At 66.5% G+C, this 22,674-nt stretch carries 20 protein-coding genes; 5 read left to right on the top strand and 15 right to left on the bottom strand.

The features are described from left to right. Positions 1-14: 14 nt before the first annotated feature. The 3 genes from QMX81_RS05870 to QMX81_RS05860 form a co-directional block, all read right to left on the bottom strand. Positions 15-3,185 (bottom strand): multidrug efflux RND transporter permease subunit, encoded by a 3,171-nt coding sequence (locus tag QMX81_RS05870; RefSeq protein ID WP_019183223.1) that lies wholly within the window; start codon positions 3,183-3,185, stop codon positions 15-17. Positions 3,186-3,345: 160 nt separating this feature from the next. Then, positions 3,346-4,557 (bottom strand): efflux RND transporter periplasmic adaptor subunit, encoded by a 1,212-nt coding sequence (locus QMX81_RS05865; RefSeq protein WP_121041918.1) that lies wholly within the window; start codon positions 4,555-4,557, stop codon positions 3,346-3,348. A 90-nt stretch (positions 4,558-4,647) separates the two neighbouring features. Next, complete coding sequence (locus QMX81_RS05860) at positions 4,648-5,421, bottom strand: SDR family oxidoreductase (RefSeq protein WP_121041916.1); 774 nt, start codon at positions 5,419-5,421, stop codon at positions 4,648-4,650. A 367-nt stretch (positions 5,422-5,788) separates the two neighbouring features. On the opposite strand from QMX81_RS05860, the gene QMX81_RS05855 reads away from it, so the two are divergent. Further along, positions 5,789-6,811, top strand: a complete 1,023-nt coding sequence (locus QMX81_RS05855; protein WP_282259561.1) for a LysR family transcriptional regulator — start codon at positions 5,789-5,791, stop codon at positions 6,809-6,811. Between the two features lie 224 nt (positions 6,812-7,035). Here QMX81_RS05855 and QMX81_RS05850 read toward each other — a convergent pair whose 3' ends face one another. Then, complete coding sequence (locus QMX81_RS05850) at positions 7,036-7,731, bottom strand: OmpA family protein (RefSeq protein WP_088432184.1); 696 nt, start codon at positions 7,729-7,731, stop codon at positions 7,036-7,038. A gap of 151 nt (positions 7,732-7,882) precedes the next feature. After that, the gene (locus QMX81_RS05845; protein WP_282259555.1) at positions 7,883-9,298 is read right to left on the bottom strand and encodes a deoxyribodipyrimidine photo-lyase; all 1,416 of its coding nucleotides are present in this window, start codon (positions 9,296-9,298) and stop codon (positions 7,883-7,885) included. 187 nt (positions 9,299-9,485) lie between these two features. Here QMX81_RS05845 and QMX81_RS05840 point away from each other — a divergent pair, with 187 nt between their 5' ends. Continuing rightward, the gene (locus QMX81_RS05840) at positions 9,486-10,115 is read left to right on the top strand and encodes a superoxide dismutase (RefSeq protein ID WP_282259553.1); all 630 of its coding nucleotides are present in this window, start codon (positions 9,486-9,488) and stop codon (positions 10,113-10,115) included. A 31-nt stretch (positions 10,116-10,146) separates the two neighbouring features. Then, on the top strand, positions 10,147-10,473 hold the full coding sequence (locus QMX81_RS05835) for a tetratricopeptide repeat protein (protein ID WP_282259551.1): 327 nt from the start codon (positions 10,147-10,149) through the stop codon (positions 10,471-10,473). A 24-nt stretch (positions 10,474-10,497) separates the two neighbouring features. On the opposite strand, the gene QMX81_RS05830 is transcribed toward QMX81_RS05835, so the two are convergent. From QMX81_RS05830 to QMX81_RS05815, 4 genes are read right to left on the bottom strand one after another with little or no spacing between them, the layout of a single operon-like run. Continuing rightward, the gene (locus tag QMX81_RS05830) at positions 10,498-11,133 is read right to left on the bottom strand and encodes an inorganic diphosphatase (RefSeq protein WP_282259547.1); all 636 of its coding nucleotides are present in this window, start codon (positions 11,131-11,133) and stop codon (positions 10,498-10,500) included. A 49-nt stretch (positions 11,134-11,182) separates the two neighbouring features. Next, positions 11,183-12,532, bottom strand: coding sequence for a metallophosphoesterase family protein (locus QMX81_RS05825; RefSeq protein ID WP_282259727.1), 1,350 nt, complete (start codon positions 12,530-12,532; stop codon positions 11,183-11,185). Positions 12,533-12,564: 32 nt separating this feature from the next. After that, positions 12,565-13,689, bottom strand: a complete 1,125-nt coding sequence (locus tag QMX81_RS05820; protein WP_282259544.1) for a phytase — start codon at positions 13,687-13,689, stop codon at positions 12,565-12,567. Further along, positions 13,689-16,259, bottom strand: a complete 2,571-nt coding sequence (locus QMX81_RS05815; RefSeq protein WP_282259542.1) for a TonB-dependent receptor — start codon at positions 16,257-16,259, stop codon at positions 13,689-13,691. Before QMX81_RS05815 ends, QMX81_RS05820 begins: the two co-directional genes overlap by 1 nt. A gap of 162 nt (positions 16,260-16,421) precedes the next feature. Between QMX81_RS05815 and upp the strand changes: the two genes are divergently transcribed. Then, positions 16,422-17,057: a uracil phosphoribosyltransferase gene (upp, locus tag QMX81_RS05810; RefSeq protein ID WP_019183235.1), complete on the top strand. Its 636-nt coding sequence runs from the start codon at positions 16,422-16,424 to the stop codon at positions 17,055-17,057. A gap of 108 nt (positions 17,058-17,165) precedes the next feature. Next, entirely contained in the window at positions 17,166-17,450 is a 285-nt protein-coding gene (locus tag QMX81_RS05805) for a PsiF family protein (protein WP_282259539.1), read from the top strand. A gap of 142 nt (positions 17,451-17,592) precedes the next feature. On the opposite strand, the gene QMX81_RS05800 is transcribed toward QMX81_RS05805, so the two are convergent. From QMX81_RS05800 to rsmD, 6 genes are all read right to left on the bottom strand, one after another. Further along, on the bottom strand, positions 17,593-18,480 hold the full coding sequence (locus tag QMX81_RS05800) for an MBL fold metallo-hydrolase (protein ID WP_282259537.1): 888 nt from the start codon (positions 18,478-18,480) through the stop codon (positions 17,593-17,595). 96 nt (positions 18,481-18,576) lie between these two features. Next, positions 18,577-20,313 (bottom strand): gamma-glutamyltransferase, encoded by a 1,737-nt coding sequence (ggt, locus tag QMX81_RS05795; RefSeq protein ID WP_121041890.1) that lies wholly within the window; start codon positions 20,311-20,313, stop codon positions 18,577-18,579. Further along, positions 20,310-20,594, bottom strand: a complete 285-nt coding sequence (locus QMX81_RS05790) for a YfhL family 4Fe-4S dicluster ferredoxin (protein WP_070427136.1) — start codon at positions 20,592-20,594, stop codon at positions 20,310-20,312. Before QMX81_RS05790 ends, ggt begins: the two co-directional genes overlap by 4 nt. A gap of 125 nt (positions 20,595-20,719) precedes the next feature. Further along, entirely contained in the window at positions 20,720-21,211 is a 492-nt protein-coding gene (locus tag QMX81_RS05785) for a hypothetical protein (RefSeq protein WP_019183240.1), read from the bottom strand. A 47-nt stretch (positions 21,212-21,258) separates the two neighbouring features. Continuing rightward, positions 21,259-21,768: a pantetheine-phosphate adenylyltransferase gene (gene coaD, locus QMX81_RS05780; RefSeq protein WP_121041888.1), complete on the bottom strand. Its 510-nt coding sequence runs from the start codon at positions 21,766-21,768 to the stop codon at positions 21,259-21,261. A gap of 7 nt (positions 21,769-21,775) precedes the next feature. After that, positions 21,776-22,378 (bottom strand): 16S rRNA (guanine(966)-N(2))-methyltransferase RsmD, encoded by a 603-nt coding sequence (rsmD, locus tag QMX81_RS05775; protein ID WP_282259526.1) that lies wholly within the window; start codon positions 22,376-22,378, stop codon positions 21,776-21,778. Between the last annotated feature and the right edge of the window lie 296 nt (positions 22,379-22,674).

Genomic DNA, 22,674 nt, shown 5'->3' with positions numbered 1-22,674 from the left:
CGCGGGGGAAGGAATCAGTGGTGGATGGTCGGTTCGCCGTGGGTCACCAGCTGCCCGCCGCCATTACGGCTGACGAACTTGCGCAGGGCCACGTAGAACACCGGGGTCAGGAACAGGCCGAACAGGGTGACGCCCAACATGCCGGCGAACACCGTGATACCGGTCACCGAGCGGACTTCCGCACCGGCGCCATGCGAGATCACCAGCGGGATGGTGCCGGCGATGAACGCGATGGAGGTCATCACGATCGGGCGCAGACGCAGGCGGCACGCTTCCAGTGCAGCCTCCACGATGCCCTTGCCGCCCATTTCCAGTTCTCGGGCGAACTCGACGATCAGGATGGCGTTCTTGCATGCCAGGCCCATCAGCACCACCAGGCCGACCTGCACGAACACGTTGTTGTCACCGCCCGTCATCCATACGCCGAACAACGCAGACAGCAGGGTCATGGGGACAATCAGGATCACCGCCAGCGGCAGCGACCAGCTTTCATACAGCGCGGCCAGCACCAGGAACGCCAGCAGGATCGCCACCGGGAACACGATGAAGGCGGCCTTGCCCTGGGTGGCCTGCTGGTAGCTCAGGTCGGTCCACTCGGTCTGCATGCCCACCGGCAGCACCTTGCCGGCGATTTCGGTCAGCTTGGTCATGGCCTCGGCCGAGGACAGCATCCGCGGGTCGGCTTCGCCGGCCAGATCGGCCGCCGGGTAACCGTTGAAGCGCAGCACCGGGTCCGGGCCGTAGGTCTGCTTCACGGTGACCATGGAGCCGATCGGCACCATCTCGCCGCGGTTGTTGCGGGTGCGCAGGCGACCGATGTCTTCCACGCTGTCACGGAACTGGCCGTCGGCCTGGGCGATCACCTGCCAGGTGCGACCGAACTGGTTGAAGTCGTTCACGTACGCCGAGCCCAGGTAGGTCTGCAGCGTGTCGAACAACTCGGTCAACTCCACGCCCTGGGCCTTGGCCTTGACGCGGTCCACTTCGGCATCCAGCTGCGGCACGTTGGCCTGGTAGCTGGTGATCGGGAACGCCATGCCCGGGGTCTGCGCGACGGCGCCCTGCATCGTGCTCACTGCAGTCTGCAGTGCGCCGTAGCCGAGGTTGCCGCGGTCCTGGATGAACATCTGGTAGCCGTTGCCGTTACCCAGGCCGAGGATCGGCGGCGGCATCATGGAGAACGCGAAGCCCTCCTGCAGCCCGGCGATCTTGGCGTTGATCTCGGCATTGATCTGCGCGGCGGTGCGTCCCTTGCGCTCACTGAACGGCTTGAGCGGAACGAACGCTACACCGGTGTTGGGCGTGTTGGTGAACTGCAGCGCGTTCAGACCCGGGAACTGGATCGTGTGCGCCACGCCATCGGTGTTGCGCGCGATCTCGGCGACCTTGGCCAGCATGGCGTCGGTACGTGCGATCGAGGAGCCTTCCGGCAGCTTCACACCGGCGATCAGGTACAGCTTGTCCTGGGTCGGAATGAAGCCGGCCGGCACCGCCTTGAACATCAGGCCGGTGGCCAGCAGCAGGCCGGCATACACCACGAACACCAGGCCACGGCGGCCCAGCAGGCGGCCGACCGAACCGTGGTACTTCTCCGAGCTGGTCTTGAAGAAGCGGTTGAACGGACGGAAGATCCAGCCGAACAGACGATCGATCAGACGGGTCAGGCCATCCTTCGGTGCACCGTGCGGCTTGAGCAGACGTGCGGCCAGGGCCGGCGACAGGGTCAGCGAGTTGATCGCCGAGATCACGGTCGAGATGGCGATGGTGACGGCGAACTGCTTGTAGAACGCACCGGTCACGCCCGACAGGAACGCCATCGGCACGAATACGGCACACAGCACCAGCGCGATCGCCACGATCGGCCCGGAGACTTCACGCATCGCCTGGTGTGCCGCGGCCAGCGGGGTCAGGCCTTCTTCGATGTTGCGCTCGACGTTCTCCACCACCACGATCGCGTCATCGACCACGATGCCGATCGCCAGCACCAGCCCGAACAGGGTCAAGGTGTTGATCGAGAAGCCCAGCACGTACAGCGCCGCAAACGTACCCACGATGGACACCGGCACGGCGATCAGCGGAATGATCGAGGCGCGCCAGGTCTGCAGGAACAGGATCACCACCAGCACCACCAGCGCGATCGCTTCCAGCAGCGTGGAGACCACGGCCTTGACCGAATCGCGCACGAAGATCGTGGTGTCATACACCGCTTCGTATTTCACACCCGGCGGGAACTGCTTGGTCAGCTCATCCATGGTGTGGATGACCGAGTCACGGATCTCCAGCGCGTTGGCGCCCGGGGCCTGGAAGATACCGATACCGACTGCGTTCTTGCCGTCCAGCTGCGAGCGCAGCGTGTAGTCACCGGCACCCAGTTCCAGGCGGGCGACATCGGACAGGCGCACCACTTCACCGTCGTCACCGGCCTTGAGCACGATGTCGCGGAATTCCTGTTCGGTACGCAGGCGGCCCTGGGCGTTGATCAGGGTCAGGAAGTCGCTGCTCGGCATCGGCTCGGCACCGAGCTGGCCGGCCGAGACTTGGACGTTCTGCTCGCGCATCGCACGCACCACATCGCTGGCGGTCAGGCCGCGCGCGGCGATCTTGTCCGGGTCCAGCCACGCACGCATGGCGTAGTCGCCGCCGCCGAACATCTGCGCATCACCGACGCCCTGCAGGCGTGCCAGGGCATCCTTGACGTGCAGGCGCGCGTAGTTGCGCAGGTACAGCGAGTCGTACTTGCCGTCCGGGGAGGTCAGGTGGACCACCATCAGGAAGGTCGGCGACTGCTTCTGGGTGGAGACACCCTGGCGGCGCACGTCTTCCGGCAGGCGCGCCTGCGCCTGGGCGACGCGGTTCTGCACCTTGACCGCCGCCTCGTCCGGGTCGGTACCCGGGCGGAAGGTCACGGTCATCTGCAGTACGCCGTCGGAGCCGGCGACGGACTTGATGTACATCATGTCCTCCACGCCGTTGATCGCTTCTTCCAGTGGCGTGGCCACGGTTTCAGCGATCACCTTGGGGTTGGCGCCCGGGTACACCGTGCGCACCACCACCGATGGCGGCACCACTTCGGGGTACTCGCTGATCGGCAGCATGGGGATCGCGATCAGGCCTGCGGCGAAGATCACGATCGACAGCACCGCCGCGAAGATCGGCCTGTCAATGAAAAAACGGGAAAAGTCCATGGGTGGATTCCTGGGGTTTCACCAGCGCCGGCGTGCACGACCCCGGCCGCTGTCGCAGGCGACAGCGGTGGCGGGTTCCCCTGCACGGGGCGATGGCAGTCACGGTAGAGCCGACCGTTGGTCGGCTGCTATGTAGAACCGACGGTCAGTCGGCTGCCCTTCAATTCTTTGCAACAGCCGGCGCGGCTACCGGTGCGGCAACCGGCTGCATCGCAACGGCCTTGGCCTGAACCGGCATGCCGGGCATGAAGACTTTCTGCACGCCGTCGATGATCACGCGGTCACCGGCCTTCAGGCCCTGCTCGACGATCCGCAGGCCGTCGGCGTTGCGGCCGAGCTGGATATCACGGCGCTGTGCCTTGTTGTCCTTGTCGACCACGTAGACGAACTTGCGGTCCTGGTCGGTCAGCACGGCCTTGTCATCGATCAGCATGGCCTGGAACTGGCCGCTGCCCAGCAACTGCACGCGGGCGAACAGCCCCGGGGTGAAGGCGCGGTCGGCGTTGTCCAGCAGCGCGCGGACCCGGATGGTGCCGGTGCTGCGGGTGACCTGGTTGTCCAGGAAATCGACCTTGCCTTCATGCGGGTAGCCGTCCTCACCGGACAGGCCGACCTTCACCGGCAGTTCGCTGTCGCGCTCGCTCGGGCGTTCCCCCTTGCGGGCCATCTGGGCGTAGCGCAGGAAGGTGCCTTCATCGGCATCGAAGTACACATGCACCTTGTCCAGCGAGACCAGCGTGGTCAGCACGCTGGCGCTGTCGCCGGCGGTGACCAGGTTGCCGGCGGTCACCATCGCGCGGCCGGCACGGCCGTTGATCGGGGCGCGCACCTGGGTGAATTCCATGTTCAAGCGCGCTGCATCCACCGCCGCCTGCGCGGCCTGCACCTGCGCCAGGGCCTGCTCGGACACGGCACGGCGCTGTTCCCAGGTCTCCGTGGAAATCGCCTGCTGGTCGGACAGGCGGCGGGCACGGTCGGCTTCGCTGCGACTCACCTGGGCCTGGGTGCGCGCGCGGTTGAGCTCGGCGGTGGCGCGGTCCAGCTCGGCGCGGTAGCTGCGTGCGTCGATGGTGAACAGCACATCGCCCTTCTTGACCTCCTGGCCTTCGACATAGTTGACCTTGTCGATGTAGCCGGAGACGCGCGGGCGCAGTTCAACGCTTTCGACCGCTTCGACGCGGCCGCTGAAGTCGTCCCACTGGCTGACCTGCTTGACCAGCACCGGGGCGGCACTGACCGAGGGCGGCGGCGGCATGCCGGCTTCCTCAGCGTGGCTGCCACTGCAGGCGGTCAGCACCGCGGCGGCAAGGATGGAAACGCCGGCCATGGCCAGCCGTCGGGTGAAACGATGCGGGGAGGAGTTGGAAGTCATGTCATGCATCCGTACGTAGGGGTGGTGATACAGAATCGAAAACGTGGGCGACGTGGGGGGCGTAGCCTGGGACCTGAACCTTGGTAGAGGTCAAGCAGTGCCGGCCGTGTTGCGCGACATCGGCGGAGGGCGGTCCAGATGCAGCAGCCCGCGCGGCAGTTCGGCATCGCGTGCATCGCAGCGCACGATGGCGCGGTTGTCGGTGCAGTTGTCGAGCAGCGAGACCACACGCCGGCCAACCAGCAGCGCGCTCGGCCATTCGATGCAGGCCTTGGCGGCATTGGCCGGGGTGCACACCGGATCGCACACTTCCAGCATCTGCGCGCGCACGCCCAGTGCCTGGGCTTCCTGGTGCAGCACCTGCGCGTACATGCGGGTGGCGGACATGGTGATGGAGGACTCACCGTGCCCGGCCCACGGTTTGAAGCCGGCCGGCCCGCCAACCAGCACGTAGCGCCGTACCTGGGCGCCACCGCGCACCAGCGGCAGCAGATGGCGGCCGGCATGCACGTGCGGCATCACGTCGGCCTGCAGCGCCTGCAAGAGCGCATCGCCGCTGCGGTCGGTCACCCGCCCACGGTTGTACGGCCCGCCCATCGCATCCACCACCGCGGCGAGCGCGCGGGCACGTCCGCCGACGCGCTCGGCCACGGTCCGCGCCGAGCCGTCGTCGCCCAGCGAACCGAGCAGGACCTCCAGCCCCGGCTCATCGGCGAACTGCTCCTGCAGCGCGGCCAGCCGGCCGGGGTCGCGGCCGACCACCAACACGGGGCTGCCGGCCTCCAGCAAGGCCGCCACGATCCCCTGGCCCACGCTGCCGGTGCCACCGAGCACCAGCACCTCGGGGGCCAATGTCCCATTCATGGGACTTTCACTCCCGTCGCCGGGATAATCCCAATTCGGCCCAGTCGGTCGCCGTTGCGGGCGCCCAGCCGGAAGCTGCCGCCGCGCTGCATGTTGGCAGGCGGGGTGAACTCCCGAAAAGCCTTACGGGACAAGGAACCCGGACGGACTTCCACGGTCATCGCGAGGTCCAGCGGGGCGTTGGGGCCGCTACGCAGGCGGCCAAGAATGTTCCGCAACCACATGGTTGTCGTCCTTCATATCTGGAATGGCGCCAGATTAGTCCTCAAACTCCCCCTTGATTAGTCCGGATTTAGGGGAATAATCATCCCGTGCCCGGCACAATCATTTGCGGCACTCTCTCCCTCCCCCGACTTTGGATCCCGTCATGGCCCACGATCTCAACGACACGCTGATCTTCGTCAAAGTGGTCGAGCAAGGCAGTTTCATCGCCGCCGCCACTGCACTGGGGTTACCCAAGACGACGGTCAGCCGCAAGGTGCAGGAGCTGGAAACGCGCCTCGGCGCGCGTCTGCTGCACCGGACCACCCGCCGCCTCGGCCTCACTGAAGCGGGCTCGGTCTATCACGAGCACTGCCAGCGCATCGCACGCGAGCTGGAAGAAGCCGAAGGCGCGGTCAACCAGCTGCAGTCCGGCCCGCGTGGCTGGCTGCGTTTCACCGTGCCCTACTCGATCGGCATCACCTGGATCGCGCCGCTGCTCGGCCAGTTCCATGCGCAGTACCCGGAAATCCAGCTGGATATGCATCTGGGCAACGAGAAGCTCGACCTGATTGCCGGTGAAGCGGATCTGGCGCTGCGCGTGGGCACCCTGCCCGACTCCAACCTGGTGGCGCGCAAGCTTGGCAGCCTGCGCACGCAGGTGTTCGCCAGCCCGGCCTACATCGAACGCTACGGCGAGCCGCTGCACCCGGATGAGCTGCAGTTCCACCGCATCCTGGCCATGCGCAAGGCGCGCAACCTCAACAACAACCGCTTCTTCTGGCAGCTGGGCGAGAACGGTGGCGAGCTGCTCGATTTCCCGGTGAATCCGCTGTTGGTGGCCAATGATCCGTCCGCGTTGAACGGCGCACTGGTGTGCGGCGAAGGGTTGCTGTTGACCGGTGACGTGATGGCCAAGCCGTTCGTCGAATCGGGGATGGTGCGCCGCGTGCTGGCCGGCTGGACCGGGCCGGAAGTGGACTTCAACGCGGTGTTTGCCGGCGGCCGGCTGGTCTCGCCGAAGGTGCGCGCGTTCGTCGATTTCCTGGTCGAGAAGATGAACTTCGACGCCAACTACATGCTGGCCCAGTGCCCGGCCGCGAAGCTGGCCAAGCAGCAGCAGACGCAGGTGGAAACCGAGCTGCAGGCGGCCGGGAAGCGGATTCTGGAGACGGTGACCTCGGGGTGATGCTGGCGATGCTTCATCAGCGCAGTGCCGTATGAACGACAGCGCCGCCCTCGGGCGGCGTTGTCGTTTGGGCGGTGCGGTCGTGTGGGTGTGCGAGCGGACGGAGTTGTTCCGGGCGTACCGGCCAGCGGCCGGTACCTACAAAAAATGCCGCCTGTAAGGGCGGCATTTTCGTGTCGCGAGCCTGGGCTCGCAACACGCAACAACAGCGCGCTGGCGCGCTGTTATTGCTGCAAGGGAATCACACGGATCTCGACGCGGCGGTTCTGCGCGCGGCCGGCATCGGTGTTGTTGTCGGCAATCGGGTAGGCCTTGCCGGCACCGAGGGTTTCGATGCGGGCACGCTGCACACCCTGGCCGGCCAGATAGGCGGCGACCGAGTCGGCGCGTTCCTTGGAGAGGCGGTTGTTGACTGCGTCGCTGCCGATGCTGTCGGTGTGGCCGACCACTTCGATCATGGTCTGGTTGTACTCGGCCAGCGTGCTGGCCACGCCGTTGAGCGAGCTGTAGAACTGCGGCTTCAGCGTGGACTTGCCGAAATCGAAGGTGATGCCGTCCGGCAGGTTCAGGACCAGGTTGTCGCCATTACGGGAGACGTCGATACCGGTGTTGGCGGTACGTTCGCGCAGCGCGCGTTCCTGACGGTCCTGGTACTGGCCGACGGCCGCGCCGCTGAGTGCGCCGATACCGGCACCGATCATGGCGTGCTGGCGGCGCTCGGTGGCGCTGTTGCCGCTGAGCAGACCGGCGGCGACGCCGACCGCGGTGCCGATCAACGCGTTGCGGCCGGTGCGGTTCTGCTGTTCAACGGGGTTGCCGTACTGGTCACTCTGCACGTAGGAGCCACCGGTGGCGCAGGCCGTCAGGGCGGCAGCAGTCATCAGGGCCAAGGCCACGTTGCGGGTTGCGGGTCGAATCATGAGGTTTCTCCTTGGTTACCGGACGGCGCCGGCGTGCGGGCGGTGAAGAGCATAAACAGCCCAACGCGATGCCGGCATGATGAATGGCACGCCCGGCAGCTCCCTGTTCAGGTAAACGGTTACGGCGAAAGCGACCTTTCCGGGACGCCGGTCACGCCCCGCCGGTATGCCGATACGCTGCCAACGCGGCATCCCGACCCTCGCTCAGATCCACCAGTGGCAATGCCGGGTAGCCCGGCGCGAGCTCGGCCAGCAGCTGCGGCGATTGCCACGGTGCGAAGCGGGCCTTCAACGGAAGCGCTTCCAGTTCCGGCACCCAGCGGGTGATGTAGCGCGCCTGCGGGTCGAACTTCTGCGACTGCGTGACCGGGTTGAAAATCCGGAAGTACGGCGCGGCATCCGCACCGGTGCCGGCGACCCATTGCCAGCCCATGGTGTTGTTGGCCAGGTCTGCATCGACCAGTGTGTCCCAGAACCAGCGCGCACCTGCGCGCCAATGCTGGCGCATGTGCTTGCACAGATAGCTGGCGACGATCATGCGCACACGGTTGTGCATGTAACCGGTCGCCCACAGCTCACGCAGGCCGGCATCGACGATCGGGATGCCGGTGCGCCCCTGCTGCCAAGCCTGCAATGCCGCCGGGTCCGGCTTGGCCCACTGGAACTGATCGAAGCGCGGGTTGAGGTTGTGGTCCGGGGTCTGCGGAAAGTGATGCAGCAGGTGGTAGGAGAACTCACGCCAGCCCAGCTCGCGGATGTAGCCATCGATATCCGCATCGCGGCTGGCGCTGCGCTCGCCCTGCAGGCGACGCGCGATCCGCCACGGCGCGATCTCGCCGAAATGCAGGTGCGGCGACAACAGCGAGGTGCCGACCCGGTCCGGCAGATCACGCTGCTGGCGATAGCCGTTGAGGGCACCATCGATGAAAACGGTCAGCGCCTCGTGCGCGCCCGCCTCGCCGGGCTGCCAATGCGTCCAGAACTGCCGGTCCCACGCAATGGAGGGCGCAAGGTCGAGCGCGTCGACACTCTCGCCGCTGGCGCTGTGCGCGGGCAGCCGCTCGGGCAAGCGGGTCGGGGCCGGCAACTGCAGACGGGTCAGCGCATTGCGCCAGAACGGGGTGAACACCTTGTACGGGCCGCCCTGCTGGGTCGCCACATCCCACGGCTCGAACATCAGGCTGCCGTTATGGCTTTCGGCCTCGATGCCCTGCTCGCGCAGTTCCCGTTTGATCTTCGCATCGCGCGGCTGCGTGGCCGGCTCGTACTTGCGGTTCCAGTACACCGCGCCCGCACCGGTCTGCTCGATCAGCTGCTGCAGCTGTGCCTGACTGTCGCCTTGGCGCAGTACCAGCGACGAGCCGCGCGCACGCAGGTCCGCGTCGAGCGCGGCCAACGAGCGGTGCAACCAGGTGTTCGACGCGCCACCGGGCGCCCAGTCGCCTTCTTCGTGTGGCGCATGGATGTAGACCGGTACCGGCACATGGCCGGCATCCAGAGCGGCCTGCAGGGCCGGGTTGTCCTGCAACCGCAGGTCACGGCGAAACCACACCAACGCTACCGACACGAGACTACCCCGGAAGATTCGACAGGCAATGATAGCCAGTGCAGGTGAAGGAGAGGCAGCGATCGCGCGTGGATGGCCCGCACTGTTCCACATCGCCGCGCTTGACCTCAATCACGCTTGAGGTTCTATCGTGGCATCCCCGTGCTGCGTGCCGGCACCGCCCCCACCTGCTCTTCCGGAGATATCCATGGCCTACACCCTCCCCGCCCTGCCCTACGCCTACGACGCACTCGAACCGCACTTCGATGCACGCACGATGGAAATCCATCATGCCAAGCACCACCAGACCTACATCACCAATCTCAATGCGGCACTCGCCGATGCCGCCATCGAAAGCACCGACATCGATGCACTGATCGCCGATATCGGGTCCCTGCCCGAGGGGGTGCGCAACGCCGTCCGCAACAACGGCGGCGGACATGCCAACCACAGCCTGTTCTGGACCGTCCTGACGCCGGACAGCGGCCAACCGGACAATGTGGTTGCCGCCGCCATCGAGCGTGACCTCGGCGGCCACGGCGCGTTCAAGGAGGCCTTCACCAAGGCCGCGCAGACACGCTTCGGCAGTGGCTGGGCGTGGTTGACGTTGAACCGGTACGGCAAGCTTGCGGTGGAGAGCAGCCCGAACCAGGACAACCCGTTGATGGGCGAGTTCGCCGGCCTCTCCGGTGGCACGCCGATCCTGGGGCTGGATGTATGGGAACACGCGTACTACCTCAACTACCAGAACCGGCGCCCGGACTACATCGCCGCCTTCTTCGAGCTGATCGACTGGACTGAGGTCGCGCGCCGTTACCAGGCCGCCGGCGGGCGTTGATGGGCGCCGGTATTGCACGGTAGAGACATCGATGGATATCCCCGCACTGCAACGTCTGCTCGAACGTGGTCGCGACAGCGCCCTGCTCCGCTTCGGCCTGGGCAAGGCCCTGCTCGATGCGGGCGACACCGCGGAGGCGGTCATCCATCTGCAGCGCTGTGTCGCTCAGGACCCGCGCTACTCGGCGGGCTGGAAATGGTTGGGCAAGGCGCATCTGGCTGCCGGCGATACCGACGCGGCGGCACAGGCGTGGCAGGAAGGCAGTACTGTCGCCGGGACCAACGGCGACAAACAGGCGGTCAAGGAGATGGCCGTGTTCCTGCGGCGGCTGCACAACGCGACTGCGGGCCGGGCGTGATCGCCCGGCATCGCACGTGGCTGATCAATCGCCCTTCGCGCGCCGCTGCTGCGCATCGAAGCGCTGCATGGACGCACGAATCAGCGCCTTGGCCTCGGCGGCATTGCCCCAGCCATTGAGCTGGACCGGATTGCGGCCGGCCGGCAGGTCTTTGTAGACCCGGAAGAAGGCTTCGATGCGCTGCCGCTCGATCAACGGCAGATCGTCCAGATCGCGGATGCTGGCGTAGGTCGGGTCGATCTTGTCGGTCGGCACGCCGATGACCTTTTCGTCCTGCTCGCCGTCATCGACCATCTTCAGGAAGCCGATCGGGCGGAACCGCACGATCACGCCGGGGTGCAGCGGCTCACGGGTCAGCACCAGCGCATCCAGCGGGTCGTTGTCGCCCGCCAACGTGCGCGGCATCGAGCCGTAGTTGGCCGGGTACGCCACCGGCATCGACTGGAAGCGATCCACATGGACCAGACCGTCGTCCTTGATCTCGTACTTGGTGAAGCTGCCGGCCGGGATCTCCACGGCCAGATTCACCTCCTCCGGAGCATTCTTCGGCTGCGCGGCAAGGAACGGGTGCAGCACCGCGTTGCCGGCCACGCTGGCACCGGCGAGCAGCAGCAGCGAGGTGGCCAAGGCGGCCCGCGCGATGGAACGGCGATGGATCATCTCGATCTCCACGGAAGGCCGGGCACGCCGCAGCGGCCCGGCCGGTCGGTCATTCCCAGCAACGGTCGGCGCGGCCCTTCAGGGTCTGGGCGCGCGTGCAGTCACGGGGGGCGATGCGTCCCTGCGTCAGTTCGGCCTTCTGTTTGCGGCCATCGGCACCACGTGTCAACTCGAAGCCGTCGTACAGGCGGCCGGTGACGGTGCGTGCCTCGTAGCGCAGGTGGCTCGGATCAATCTTCAAGACCTGGAACAGCTGCGTGTCCTCACCCACCGGCGCCATGGTGGCACGGGCTTCGTCCGAGAGCCGGTACTGCTTCGGCCCGGCCACGGTGACCACGAACTGCGGCGTCGCACCCTTCCCTTCGCCACGGCGGCCGTAGGTGTGGTCGTGGCCCTGCAGGACCAGATCGACCTGGTGGCGCCGCACCACGGGCAGCAGCACATCGCGCAGTTCGGCGTTCTCGCGGCCTTCGCGCGGGGAATAGAACGGCTGGTGCAGCAGCACGATGCTCCACGGGTGCGGATTGTCGGCCAGCACCGTGTCCAGCCAGGCGGCCTGCGCCTTGGCGGTGCCCAGATCGAGCGCGGAGGTGCCGTCGAGTACGGCGATGCGCACGCCCTGGTAATCGAACCAGTAGGTACTGGTGTCGGCGGCGTCCACGCCGTTGCGTGGCAATGCGAACGTCACCGGCCAGTGACGGCCGAGCACGCGGCGCTCCTGCGGCGTGTCTTCGAATTCCTCGAAGTACTCATGGTTGCCGATTGCCGGGGCGACCGCGGTTTCCTGCGGCAGCCAGCCGGCGGCGGCGAACCACTCGCCCCACTCGCTGTCATCCTGCCCGTCGCCACCGCTGACCAGATCACCGGCGAACAGGCTCAGGCGTGCATCCGGGGCGGCCTTGATGCCGGCCCGCATGACGCGCGAAACGTGGCTGAGGTTCTTGTTCTGGGTGTCACCGAAGTACAACAGCGTGAGCGGCTGGTCGGCACGGCCGGCAGTGCGCAGCTGGTTCCAGGCACTCCAGGTGTTCTGACCCTGCACGCGCCACAGGTACAGCGTGTCCGGCTGCAGGCCGGTGATGTCGGCACGGTGATGATGGGACGTGCCCAGTTCGGTGGTCAGCGCCTGCGTGCTGGCGGAGATGCGGGTGGGCGTCCCCACATCCGGCGAATCACCGGCCAGCACCCATTCCAGCACCGGCGCCTTGACCGAGGTATCGGTCCGCCACGCCACCGAGAAGCCGCGCGCCGCGTCCTGTGCCGGCGAGGCGACCAGGCGGTCGGGGAAGCCGGTCGCTGCGTAGTGCCGGTTGCCGGCCGGCACCTGGGTGTTGGGCTCGGCCCCGGTCTCGGCGTCCTTCTTTGCCACGGCGCTGCCACTGCACAGCAGCAGCGCCATCGTCAGCGCGGTCAAGGCGGCAGGAACGCGGCTCACGCGCCGCACTCCAGCGGCAGCGACACCTGCTTGGCGATGCTCGCCCAGTCGAAGGCCACCACGCCCTGATCATCGTGCACGGCATACAGCGCGCCATGCGGGAAGCGCGCGGACGGTGCCTGCATCGACCAGATGCCGTCGGTGTTGGCCACCGTATTACCCTGGAATGCACCGACATGTTTCAGGCTGTGCCGGTCGAACAGATGGAACACGCTGCGCTGCTTGCCCTGCTCGGTGGTGATCCACCAGCCGTCCTTGCCACAGGTGCGCAGCATCACGCCTTCGGCCTGGGCCTGGAAGGCATCGCGGCCGAACGTGGCGCCGCTGAAGCGGCCTTCCAGCGTGTAGACCTTGAACTCGCTGGCGTAGGTTTCGTCTTCTTCAGCGATCAGCAGGCGGTCGTTGGCCGGGTCGCCCCAGATCGATTCGACCACCCGCAGCGCGCCGGCCTCGGTGGTATCACCGATGCTGGCGGTGAGCGTGGCCTGCGCCTTGCCGCCCTCCAGGGTGAGCGCGTAACGACGCACGCGCTTGTCCAGTTCGGCCAGCGGCGGCAACACGTCGTTGCCCTGCGCGTCTTCGCCCGCATCGTAGGAATCGGTGACGTACACGTCGTAGCCGTTACCTTGCTTGTTCACCCACAGCCCGTACGGCTTGCGCAGATCGTCGGCGCCGAACACGCCCAGCGGGCTGAAGTCTGGCAGCTGCAGGACCTGCACGCGGTGATTGTCACGCTCCACGATCAGCACGAGGTCATCGACCACGGCGATGCCGTTGGGGCGGTCGAACTGGCCCGGGGCAGTGCCAAGGCTGCCAACGTCACGCAGCTTCGCGCCGGTCTGCCCGTCATAGACCACCAGCTTGTCGGTGGCCTTGGCGGTGGCGATCAACCAGACCTGGCCCTCGGGCGTGGTCCAGCTGGCCGGCGAGTCGATGTTGTCTTCGGGGGTCATCGGGGTCAGGAACGCCTCGGCGACCGTGGCGACATCGCGTGCCGTGGAGGCGTCAGTGCCGGTCGGTGCGACCACCGGGGCCGGCGCCGCTGCGTCGGGCGCGGCTGCCGGCGTGCAGGCGGCCAACAGCGCCAGTGCGAGCAGGCTCAGACCATGGGACGCGCGCATCACAGGGCCACCTTCAGGCCAAGGGCGTAGGTGCGGCCATATTCCTCGTTCTGCAGGGTGCGCGAACGCACGCCCTGGTAGAGCTCCAGCGGCTTGTCGAGCAGGTTCTGCGCTTCGAAGTAGACGCTCACGTTCGAGGTGATCTTGTAGTCCATGCTGAAATCGAGCTGGGTGTTGGGCGCCACATAGATGTCATCGGCGCGGCTGTCTCCAAGTGAATCCAGATACTCGCTGCGGTAGACCGCGGCCACGCGGGTGCTGAAGCCGGCCTTTTCATAGCCGAGGTGCGCGCTGTACACGTGCTTGGAGGCACGCGGCAGCATGAAGTCATCGCGCTCGCGGCCGGCCACGCCGGGGTCGAAATCGGTATCCAGCCAGGTACCACTGGCACCCACCAGCAGGCCATCCCAGCCGGCCGGCAGGAAGGCGAGCTGCTGCTGCCAGTTGAACTCGGCGCCCTTGACCGTGGCCTTGTTGCCATTGATCACCCGGGTGACCTCGTACCCCGGGTACGCCGGATCGGTGTTGCTCACCGTGTTGACGATGTAGCCGTCGATCGACTTGTGGAATACGCCCAGCGAGACGATGCCGGTGCTGCCGATATATTTCTCGAGCGACAGGTCGATGTTCCTGGATTCATAGGGATCCAGCTGCGGATTGCCGATCCGGACTTCCTCATCCCCCCGGCTCAGGCCCACGCGCGGTGCCACATCGCCGAACGACGGGCGCGAGACGGTCTTGTTGGCGGCCGCACGCAGCACCCAGTCATCGCCGGCGTCGTAGCGCAGGTGCAGGCCGGGCAGCACGTTGGTGTAGCTGCGGCTCACGCTCAACGGGGTGACCGTGAAGCTGCGGCCATTGGGTGCCACGTCCACGCTGTTGCCAGTGGCGCTGAACTGGGTGTTCTCCACGCGCACGCCACCGATGATGCGCAGCGCGCCGACATCCCAGGTGCCCATCGCGTAGCTGGCGAAGATGTCTTCGCTGGCGGTGTAGTCCTCTTCCAGTGAGGTCAGCGCATTGCCGCCGGTATCCTGCGGGCGGGCGCTGTACTGACCACCAGACTGCGCCCAATAGCGGCGCATGGCATCCGAGCTCATCCCCTGGCCGAGGCTGCCGCCGCGGTGATCGGGGGTGGCGGTGGTCCAGTCCGACAACGCCACGTCCGGGCCGACGCGCAGCTCGCGCTCATCGACATTGACGTCGCGATCGCGCCAACGCCCCAGCAGGCCAAACTTGATGCTGGAGGCATCGCCATCGAAGCGCACGTTGATCTGCGCACTGCGTTCGCTGTCGTTGACCTGTTTGGGCGACACCACGAAACGATCGAAATCGTAGTTAGCGTTGTCCATCCACTGCGCGCTGGTCAGGGTGTAGCGCGGGATGCCGCTGTTCTGATCGACGCTGGCGCCGAGGTCATCGCCGTTGTACTCGAAGCGCGCTTCCATCTCATCGTTGACGCGCTCTTCGGTACGCGTGTAGCCCAGCTTGTAATCGACCACCGCATTGGTGAGGCGGTTCTCGCCGCCGGCGCTGGTGGTGAAGGTGTTTTCCTTCTTGGTGCGATAGCGCATGCGCTTCTGGATCGTATCGGCCGGCAGGTCGTCCACCCGGTACTGGTTGTTGCCCAGCGCGGTGACCTCGCCATCGCCGAAGTTGAAGAGGGTGCGCTGGCGGGTTTCAGCATCGTCGAACTGGCTGTACAGGGTGCGCAGGTAATAACGATTGTCTTCATCCGGGTGCCAATCCAGATTGAGGTTCGCACCGATACGCTTGCGCTCGATCTCGTACTTGCGCTGCTGCAGGCTGGTGGCGAACAGGTCGTCTTCGGCACCGCCGTCGAACTCGCCGTACTCCACTTCGGTGTTGTCCGATTCGAACTTGCGGTTCTGGTAGTTCACCCCCAGCGCCACGCCGAAGGTATCGGCGAACACTTCGCTGTAGTTGATCGCGGCCTTCGGGCTGGTATTGCCGGAGAGCTGCTGGTGGCTGGCCTCGATCTTGCCGCGCAGATTGCGGCCTTCGCGGTCGAACGCCGAGGCCGACTCGACCAGGATCGCGCCACCGATGGCATCGCCCGGCATGTCCGGGGTGGGCGACTTGACCACGCGCAGGCGCTCGGTCGAGTCGGAGGGGATCACGTCCAGCGGTGCAGCGCGGCTGGAGTCTTCCGGTGTGCCGATGGCGATGCCATCCACGCTGACGCTGTTGAGGTTGGCATCCAGGCCACGGATGACCACGAAGCGCCCCTCGCCCTGGTCACGGGTGACACTGACGCCGGGCAGGCGCTGCAGCGATTCGGCCACGTTTTTGTCGGGGTAGACGCCCATGGCATCGGAGGAAACCGCGTCTTCAATCGCATCGCTGCTGCGCTTGAGGTCGACCGCGCGGGTCTGCGACTCCAGCTGCGGGCGGACTTCGACCCGGTCCAGATCGATGGCGGCGGCACCGGCGGCGGCGCTGCCGGCCACCGTGCCGCCATCGGGCGTTTCGGCGGCATGGGACGACGGGGTGATCACCGCCAGCAACGAGAGGCTGATCGCCAGGACCAACGGACGCTTCTTCTGCACTGCCTTCCCCAATCTGTGTAAAGAATGGGTCAGCACGGTATGTCCGGGAGGTTTCATGGGGATGACACCGGGGACATCGAACGGTCGGTGGCGGCGTCGGCTTTTGGCTTCGGTGGGGTGTTGCGGCACACTATCGGCCTCTCCTTTGCCAGTCATTCCCCCATGAAAATCGTCGAAGTGCGCCATCCGCTGGTGCAGCACAAGATCGGCCTGATGCGCGATGCGTCCCTGAGCACGAAGGACTTCCGCGAGCTGGCCAATGAGCTCGGTGGGCTGCTGGCCTACGAGGCCACCGCCGATCTGGATACCGAAGCCCACACCATGGCCGGCTGGGCAGGCCCAGTGACGGTGCAGCGCATCGCCGGGGCCAAGATCACCGTGGTGCCGATCCTGCGCGCCGGCCTGGGCATGCTCAGTGGCGTGCTCTCGCTGATCCCCGCCGCGCGCGTGAGCGTGGTCGGCCTGCAGCGCGATGAGGAAACCCTGCAACCGGTGCCCTACTTCGAGCGCCTGACCGGCCGCCTGGAAGAGCGCGATGCGCTGATCCTGGACCCGATGCTGGCCACCGGCGGCACCCTGATCGCCACGATCGACATGCTCAAGCGTGCCGGCGCACGCCGCATCAAGGGGATCTTCCTGGTGGCCGCGCCGGAAGGCATCGCCGCCGTGCAGGCCGTGCATCCGGACGTGGAGATCTTTACCGCCGCCATCGATGCCCAGCTCAACGAGAAGGGCTACATCCTGCCGGGCCTGGGCGATGCCGGCGATCGGATTTTCGGGACCCGCGTGGTCGGTTGATTCCCTCGTTCCGACCGGCGGTCACCACCAGCCGCCGGTGCTTCACACGGCCTAGCCATGCCCGGGCAGAAGCTGCGCGCATCCTCAACCCGTGCGTGGAGCTGCGTCATGAAGACCTTGTCCCTGCTGGCCTGTCTGGTGCTTCTGGGTGGCCCGGCCGTTGTCAGTGCGGCGACGCCGCAGCAACAGCGCATGGCCGATTGCTCGGCCAAGAACAAAGGCAAGACCGGCGAGGACTACAAGACCGCGCAGAAGGCCTGCCTGAGCGCTCCGGCGCCGGCGGCGAGCACGCCGCAGGAGCGCATGAAGACCTGCAACGCCGATGCGGCTGCGAAGAAGCTGGCCGGCGATGCGCGCAAGACGTTCATGAGCGGCTGTTTAAAGGCGCATTGACGCATCGGGCCGGATTCATGCCCGGTGCCGTGAGGTGCCGTGCCGACCAACGGTCGGCATCTACTGGTGTGGTTGCCTAGCCGGTAATGCCGGGCACGGCGCGGTAATACCGGCCGGTGCGCGGCCGGACCTGCCGCAGGCGTCAGGCCAGCGCGCGGGCCTTCAGTTCGCCCTGTTCGTGCACGGTGCCGAAGCGGCCCTTCTCATCGCGTGACACCTGCGCCAACGCGCACTGCGGGTCGTGGGTGAAGAACAGATGGACGTTGCGGGCCAGTTTGTCTTCCAGGAAGCTGCGCTTCTCGTCGATCAGCAGTTCGGCGTTGCGGTCGTAACCCATCGTGATCGGCACATGCACCCACGAGCGGCCCGGGATCAGGTCCGCGCAGAACACCACGCCGCCCCGCGCCTGCCCATCCACCGTCTCCGGCCCGATGATCTCGGCCAGCATCAGCCCCGGGGTATGCCCGTCGCTGAAGCTGAAACGTACGCTGTCGCCCAGGGCGGTGGAATACGGACCGTCGACGATTTCCAGGCGGCCACTGGCCTGCAGCAGACCGGGCAGTTCCGGGATGAAACTGGCCCGATCGCGCGGATGCGGATGCAGCGCGCGCGACCAGTGCTCGGCCCCGACCAGGAAGGTCGCATTCGGGAACAACAGTTCCGGCGCGCGACCTTCGCTCCACGGTGCCAGCAGGCCGCCGGCATGATCGAAGTGCAGATGGCTCAGCACCACCACGTCGATGTCTTCGTGCTCGAACCCGGCCTCGCGCAGGGATTCGATCAGCACATGGCTGGGTTCCTGCACGCCGTAGCGGTCCCGCAGTTTCGGCTCGAAGAAAGCGCCGATGCCGGTTTCAAACAGCACCGTCTTGCCGGCCAGTGGGCTGGCGAGCAGTGCACGGCAGGCCAGTTCGATCCGGTTGAGATCGTCCGGCACTGCCCATTTTTCCCAGACCGCGCGCGGCGCATTGCCGAACATCGCGCCACCGTCGAGTTTCTGGGAGTTACCGCGGATGGACCATAGTTTCATTGGCAAATTATCGTCGTGGCCCCGTTAAATATTCGCTAGCCATCGCCCATGAAAAAACCCCGCCACTGGGACGGGGTTTCTCGTCTGTGCGGTCAATCAGTGTGCTTGGCTGACCGCGGCGCTGCCGACCGGATTGCGCGGGTCGCTGCCACCGCTGAGGACATTGCTGCGGCGGTCCCATTCCACGGTCTGCAGGTTGCCCCAGACGTGGCTGGAGCCGCGGCCACCCGCGGCGGTGTCGCCGGGCAGATCGATCTTGTGGCCCATTGCCTGCAGCTGTTTGATGGTGCCCGCATCGAAAGTGCCGCTCTCGGCCTCGATCAGATCCGGCAGCCACTGGTGGTGGTAGCGCGGCAGCGCGGCGACCTGCTGCGCGGTCAGGCCATCGTCGTAGCCGAGGATGCCCAGCAGCACCATGGTGATGATGCGGCTGCCACCGGGCGTGCCGAGCACCACGACCTTGTCGGCGGACTCCATGAAGGTCGGGGTCATCGAGCTGAGCATGCGCTTGCCCGGCTTGGGCGCATTGGCCGCGTAGCCCATCACGCCGAAGGCATTGGGCGTGCCAGGCTTCAGCGCGAAATCGTCCATTTCGTTGTTCAGCAGCACGCCGGTACCCGACGGAATCAGGCCCGAGCCGTACAGCAGGTTCACGGTCTGGGTGGCGCCGACGCGGTTGCCCTCGCGGTCGATGATCGAGAAATGCGTGGTCTCGTCATCTTCCAGCGGGGTCGGGTTGCCCGACAGCAGATCGCTCGGGGTGGCCTTTTCCGGATGGATGGTGGCACGCAGGCCCTGCGCGTAGTCCTTGCTGGTCAGCACTTTCTGCGGGATGTCCACGAAATCCGGGTCGCCCAGGAAGAAGGTGCGGTCGCGGTAGGCGCGGCGCATGGCTTCCACCACCAGGTGGGTGCGATGGGCCTGGTCCAGCGATTTCAGGTCCCAGCCTTCCAGGATCTGCAGCATGGCCGCCAGCGCGATGCCGCCGGAAGACGGGGGCGAGGCGGTGGTGATGGTCCAGTCGCGGTACTTGAAGGCGATCGGCTCGCGCAGCTTGACCCGGTAGCCGGCCAATTCCTCCGCGGTCCACTGGCCGCCGGCCTGCTTCACGCCCTTGAGCAGCAGCTTGCCGGTCTCGCCCCGGTAGAAGCCATCGAAGCCCTGGTCGGCCAGACGCTCCATGGTCCTGGCCAGTTCCGGCTGGCGGAACACATCGCCCTCGGCGATCGGCTTGCCGTTGCGCTCATAGACCTCGCGCGTGCCGGGATAGCGCTGCATCACCGCGCGCCGCGATTGGTAGCCCTTGGACATGCGCGCATACACCGGGAAGCCATCGCGCGCGATGCGCATGGCCGGTTCCAGCGAGGTCTTCAGCGGCAGCTTGCCGTGCTTGGAGGACAGTTCCACCAACGCTGCCGGCAGGCCCGGGATACCGGCCGACCAGGCACCGTTGACCGAACGGTCGCGGTCCAGATCGCCCTTCTTGTCCAGGAAGGCTTCGGGGGTGGCGGACTGCGGCGCGGTTTCGCGCGCGTCCAGCATCACGTCCTTGCCGGTGGCCGCATCGTGCAGCAGGAAGAAGCCGCCGCCGCCAAGGCCGGAACTGATCGGCTCGACCACCGCCAGCGTGGCGGACACGGCCACGGCCGCATCGAATGCGTTGCCGCCCTTGGCCAGGATTTCCATGCCGGCTTCGGTGGCCAGGTGATGGCCACTGGCGACGGCCACGCCGTCAGGATGTTTGGCCAGCGCCGCCTGCGGGGATTCCGCCGCCCAGACGCTCGGGCTGACCAACAGGACGAGCAGCAACCAACGACGCGACAGCGTTCTCATTTGGGCAGAAACTCCGTGACATACAATTCGGGATGATCGCGCTGCAGCCCGTGCAGCTTGGCCAGCAGGGCGTCCTGGGTTTCCGGAATGTCCGGATCGGGATCGATGCATTCGACCGGGCAGACGACCACGCACTGGGGTTCGTCGAAATGCCCCACGCACTCGGTGCAGCGGGCCGGATCGATCACGTAGATGGTTTCACCCATCGAAATGGCCTGATTGGGACAGGCCGGCTCACAGACGTCGCAATTGACGCAGAGCTCATTGATTTTCAGCGACATGGCGTTACTCCACGCCCGCGCCGGCGGATGAGAACCGGCCCACGCGGGCGCGCGGGCCGGTCATCGGTGACGCCCCTGCGGGCGCCACCCGGGCCGCGCACACGGCGCAGCCGCCACTGCACGGGTTACTTGGCTTCGACGAAGATGTACTCGGCGCCGGTCGGCTGGATGATCGACTGGACGCGGGCGTTGTCGGCGGCTTTGCCGATGAACACCACGCGCACACCCTTCATCGAATCCGGCGAGACGTCCTTGAACACGGCCTGGATCATGTCGGCCATCTTGGCCGAGGCCGAGGAACCGAAGGCCAGCATGTTGCCCGGCTGCACGCCACGGCCCACGGCCTGGGTCGCGCTTTCGACCTGACGCTCATACTTGGCCGCGAATTCCGGGTCCGATTCCGGGGCGAGGTAGTACAGGTACGGGCTGTTGCTGATGTTGCCCATGTTCTGCACGGCCACGGCCTGCAGGTACTTCTTCCAGCCGGCATCGTCATCGGCAGCCGGGGCGACCAGCGCCTGCTGGGCTTCGACGACCGGCGCGGCCTCTTCCTTCTTGCAGGCGGTGAAGGCCAGCGCGAACGACGCGATCAACATGGCACGCATGGTGTTGTTCATGGAATTCCTCCCTTGGTGATTCTTGGTATGTATGGGTCTGACAGGTACTACGCTTGGGCCGACTTCGCTTCACGGACCTTGCGCAGCGCCTCAAGCACGGCGGACGGCACAAAGCCGGACACGTCGCCACCCAGACGGGCGATCTCGCGGACCAGCGAAGACGAAATGAAACTGTGTTGCTCGGCCGGGGTCAGGAACAGGGTCTCGACCTCCGGGATCAGATGGCGGTTCATGCTCGCCATCTGGAATTCGTATTCGAAATCGGACACCGCGCGCAGGCCGCGCAGCAGCACCCCGCCCTGCACCGAGCGCACGAAATGCGCCAGCAGGGTATCGAAACCACGCACTTCCACGTTGCGGTTGTGGCCCAGCGCATCGCGGGCCAGCTGCACGCGCTGCTCCAGCGGCAGGGTCGGCCCCTTGGACGGACTCTGCGCCACGCCCACCACCACCTTCTCGAACAGGGGTGCGGCGCGGTTCACCAGATCGATGTGACCGTTGGTGATCGGATCGAAGGTGCCCGGGTAGACAGCAATGCGGCGGTTGGCCACGGTCATACGTCAGCTACGCGTGTTGGTCTGGTGAAAGTGTAGCAGTGGCGCGCCGATACAGGGCAAAACGGACCTCCCGGGTGCCCCCCTCACGGTGCAGCAGCCACGGCGCGGGCATCTTCGGCGCCTGATCGGCCGGGGACTCCACGTACAGCCAGGCATCGGCGGCCAGATGCGACGGCAGCCCGGCGATCACCGCCTCCCACAGCCCATCGGCGAACGGCGGATCGATGAACACGATATCCGCCAGCGCCCCGGCCGGCTGCCGCAGCCACTGCAGCGCATCGGCCTGTACCACCGCGATCTGCTCCTGCGCCCCCAGCTTGGCGACCGAGTCGCGCAGTTGCCGGGACAACGCCACATCGCGCTCCACCAGCGTCGCCTGCGCCGCCCCCCGCGACACCGCCTCCAGCCCCAGCGCCCCGCTGCCGGCGAACAGATCCAGCACCCGCGCCCCACCCAACCGCGGCATCAGCCAGTTGAACAGCGTCTCGCGCACCCGGTCACTGCTGGGCCGCAGCCCCGGTGACAGCGGCACCGGCAGCTTCGTATTGCGCCACTTGCCGCCGATGATCCGCACCTGGCCCACGGCGGCCACCGGCTGACGCGGCGTCATGCGTGGCTCCGGAGACAGCTGGCAGCGGGATGGGCGAACGGGCAGAAGAGAGTCATGGGCACGGATGGCAGGCGGTTCAGGACGACATTCTAGGCGGTCCAGCGGTTGTCTCCACCCAGCGTCCCGATGCCGGAATGAAATGCAGCCACGCATGGCGTGGCTCCTGTCGCACGTCCGACCCACCTTGTAGAGGGTGGCGGGTACGGGGGGCCGGGACCGTTGGGCAGCATGGATGCTGCCCACGCGGCCCGATGGTTGGGTTCACGCCGCGTCCCCGCCCCCCCGGCCCCCCGCCC

Origin of the sequence: Stenotrophomonas sp. PS02301 (genome assembly GCF_029959485.1) — a bacterium.
In the GTDB taxonomy this organism is placed as follows: domain Bacteria; phylum Pseudomonadota; class Gammaproteobacteria; order Xanthomonadales; family Xanthomonadaceae; genus Stenotrophomonas; species Stenotrophomonas maltophilia_Z.
This window is presented reverse-complemented; position numbering and strand designations above follow the sequence as displayed.

Bases quoted from the DNA above. Each gene is read 5' to 3' on its own strand.
- QMX81_RS05870 (WP_019183223.1), bottom strand. From the start codon at position 3,185: ATGGACTTTTCCCGTTTTTTCATTGACAGGCCGATCTTCGCGGCGGTG.
- QMX81_RS05865 (WP_121041918.1), bottom strand. From the start codon at position 4,557: ATGACTTCCAACTCCTCCCCGCATCGTTTCACCCGACGGCTGGCCATG.
- QMX81_RS05860 (WP_121041916.1), bottom strand. From the start codon at position 5,421: ATGAATGGGACATTGGCCCCCGAGGTGCTGGTGCTCGGTGGCACCGGC.
- QMX81_RS05855 (WP_282259561.1), top strand. From the start codon at position 5,789: ATGGCCCACGATCTCAACGACACGCTGATCTTCGTCAAAGTGGTCGAG.
- QMX81_RS05850 (WP_088432184.1), bottom strand. From the start codon at position 7,731: ATGATTCGACCCGCAACCCGCAACGTGGCCTTGGCCCTGATGACTGCT.
- QMX81_RS05840 (WP_282259553.1), top strand. From the start codon at position 9,486: ATGGCCTACACCCTCCCCGCCCTGCCCTACGCCTACGACGCACTCGAA.
- QMX81_RS05835 (WP_282259551.1), top strand. From the start codon at position 10,147: ATGGATATCCCCGCACTGCAACGTCTGCTCGAACGTGGTCGCGACAGC.
- QMX81_RS05830 (WP_282259547.1), bottom strand. From the start codon at position 11,133: ATGATCCATCGCCGTTCCATCGCGCGGGCCGCCTTGGCCACCTCGCTG.
- QMX81_RS05825 (WP_282259727.1), bottom strand. From the start codon at position 12,532: ATGGCGCTGCTGCTGTGCAGTGGCAGCGCCGTGGCAAAGAAGGACGCC.
- QMX81_RS05820 (WP_282259544.1), bottom strand. From the start codon at position 13,689: ATGCGCGCGTCCCATGGTCTGAGCCTGCTCGCACTGGCGCTGTTGGCC.
- upp (WP_019183235.1), top strand. From the start codon at position 16,422: ATGAAAATCGTCGAAGTGCGCCATCCGCTGGTGCAGCACAAGATCGGC.
- QMX81_RS05805 (WP_282259539.1), top strand. From the start codon at position 17,166: ATGAAGACCTTGTCCCTGCTGGCCTGTCTGGTGCTTCTGGGTGGCCCG.
- QMX81_RS05800 (WP_282259537.1), bottom strand. From the start codon at position 18,480: ATGAAACTATGGTCCATCCGCGGTAACTCCCAGAAACTCGACGGTGGC.
- ggt (WP_121041890.1), bottom strand. From the start codon at position 20,313: ATGAGAACGCTGTCGCGTCGTTGGTTGCTGCTCGTCCTGTTGGTCAGC.
- QMX81_RS05790 (WP_070427136.1), bottom strand. From the start codon at position 20,594: ATGTCGCTGAAAATCAATGAGCTCTGCGTCAATTGCGACGTCTGTGAG.
- QMX81_RS05785 (WP_019183240.1), bottom strand. From the start codon at position 21,211: ATGAACAACACCATGCGTGCCATGTTGATCGCGTCGTTCGCGCTGGCC.
- coaD (WP_121041888.1), bottom strand. From the start codon at position 21,768: ATGACCGTGGCCAACCGCCGCATTGCTGTCTACCCGGGCACCTTCGAT.
- rsmD (WP_282259526.1), bottom strand. From the start codon at position 22,378: ATGACGCCGCGTCAGCCGGTGGCCGCCGTGGGCCAGGTGCGGATCATC.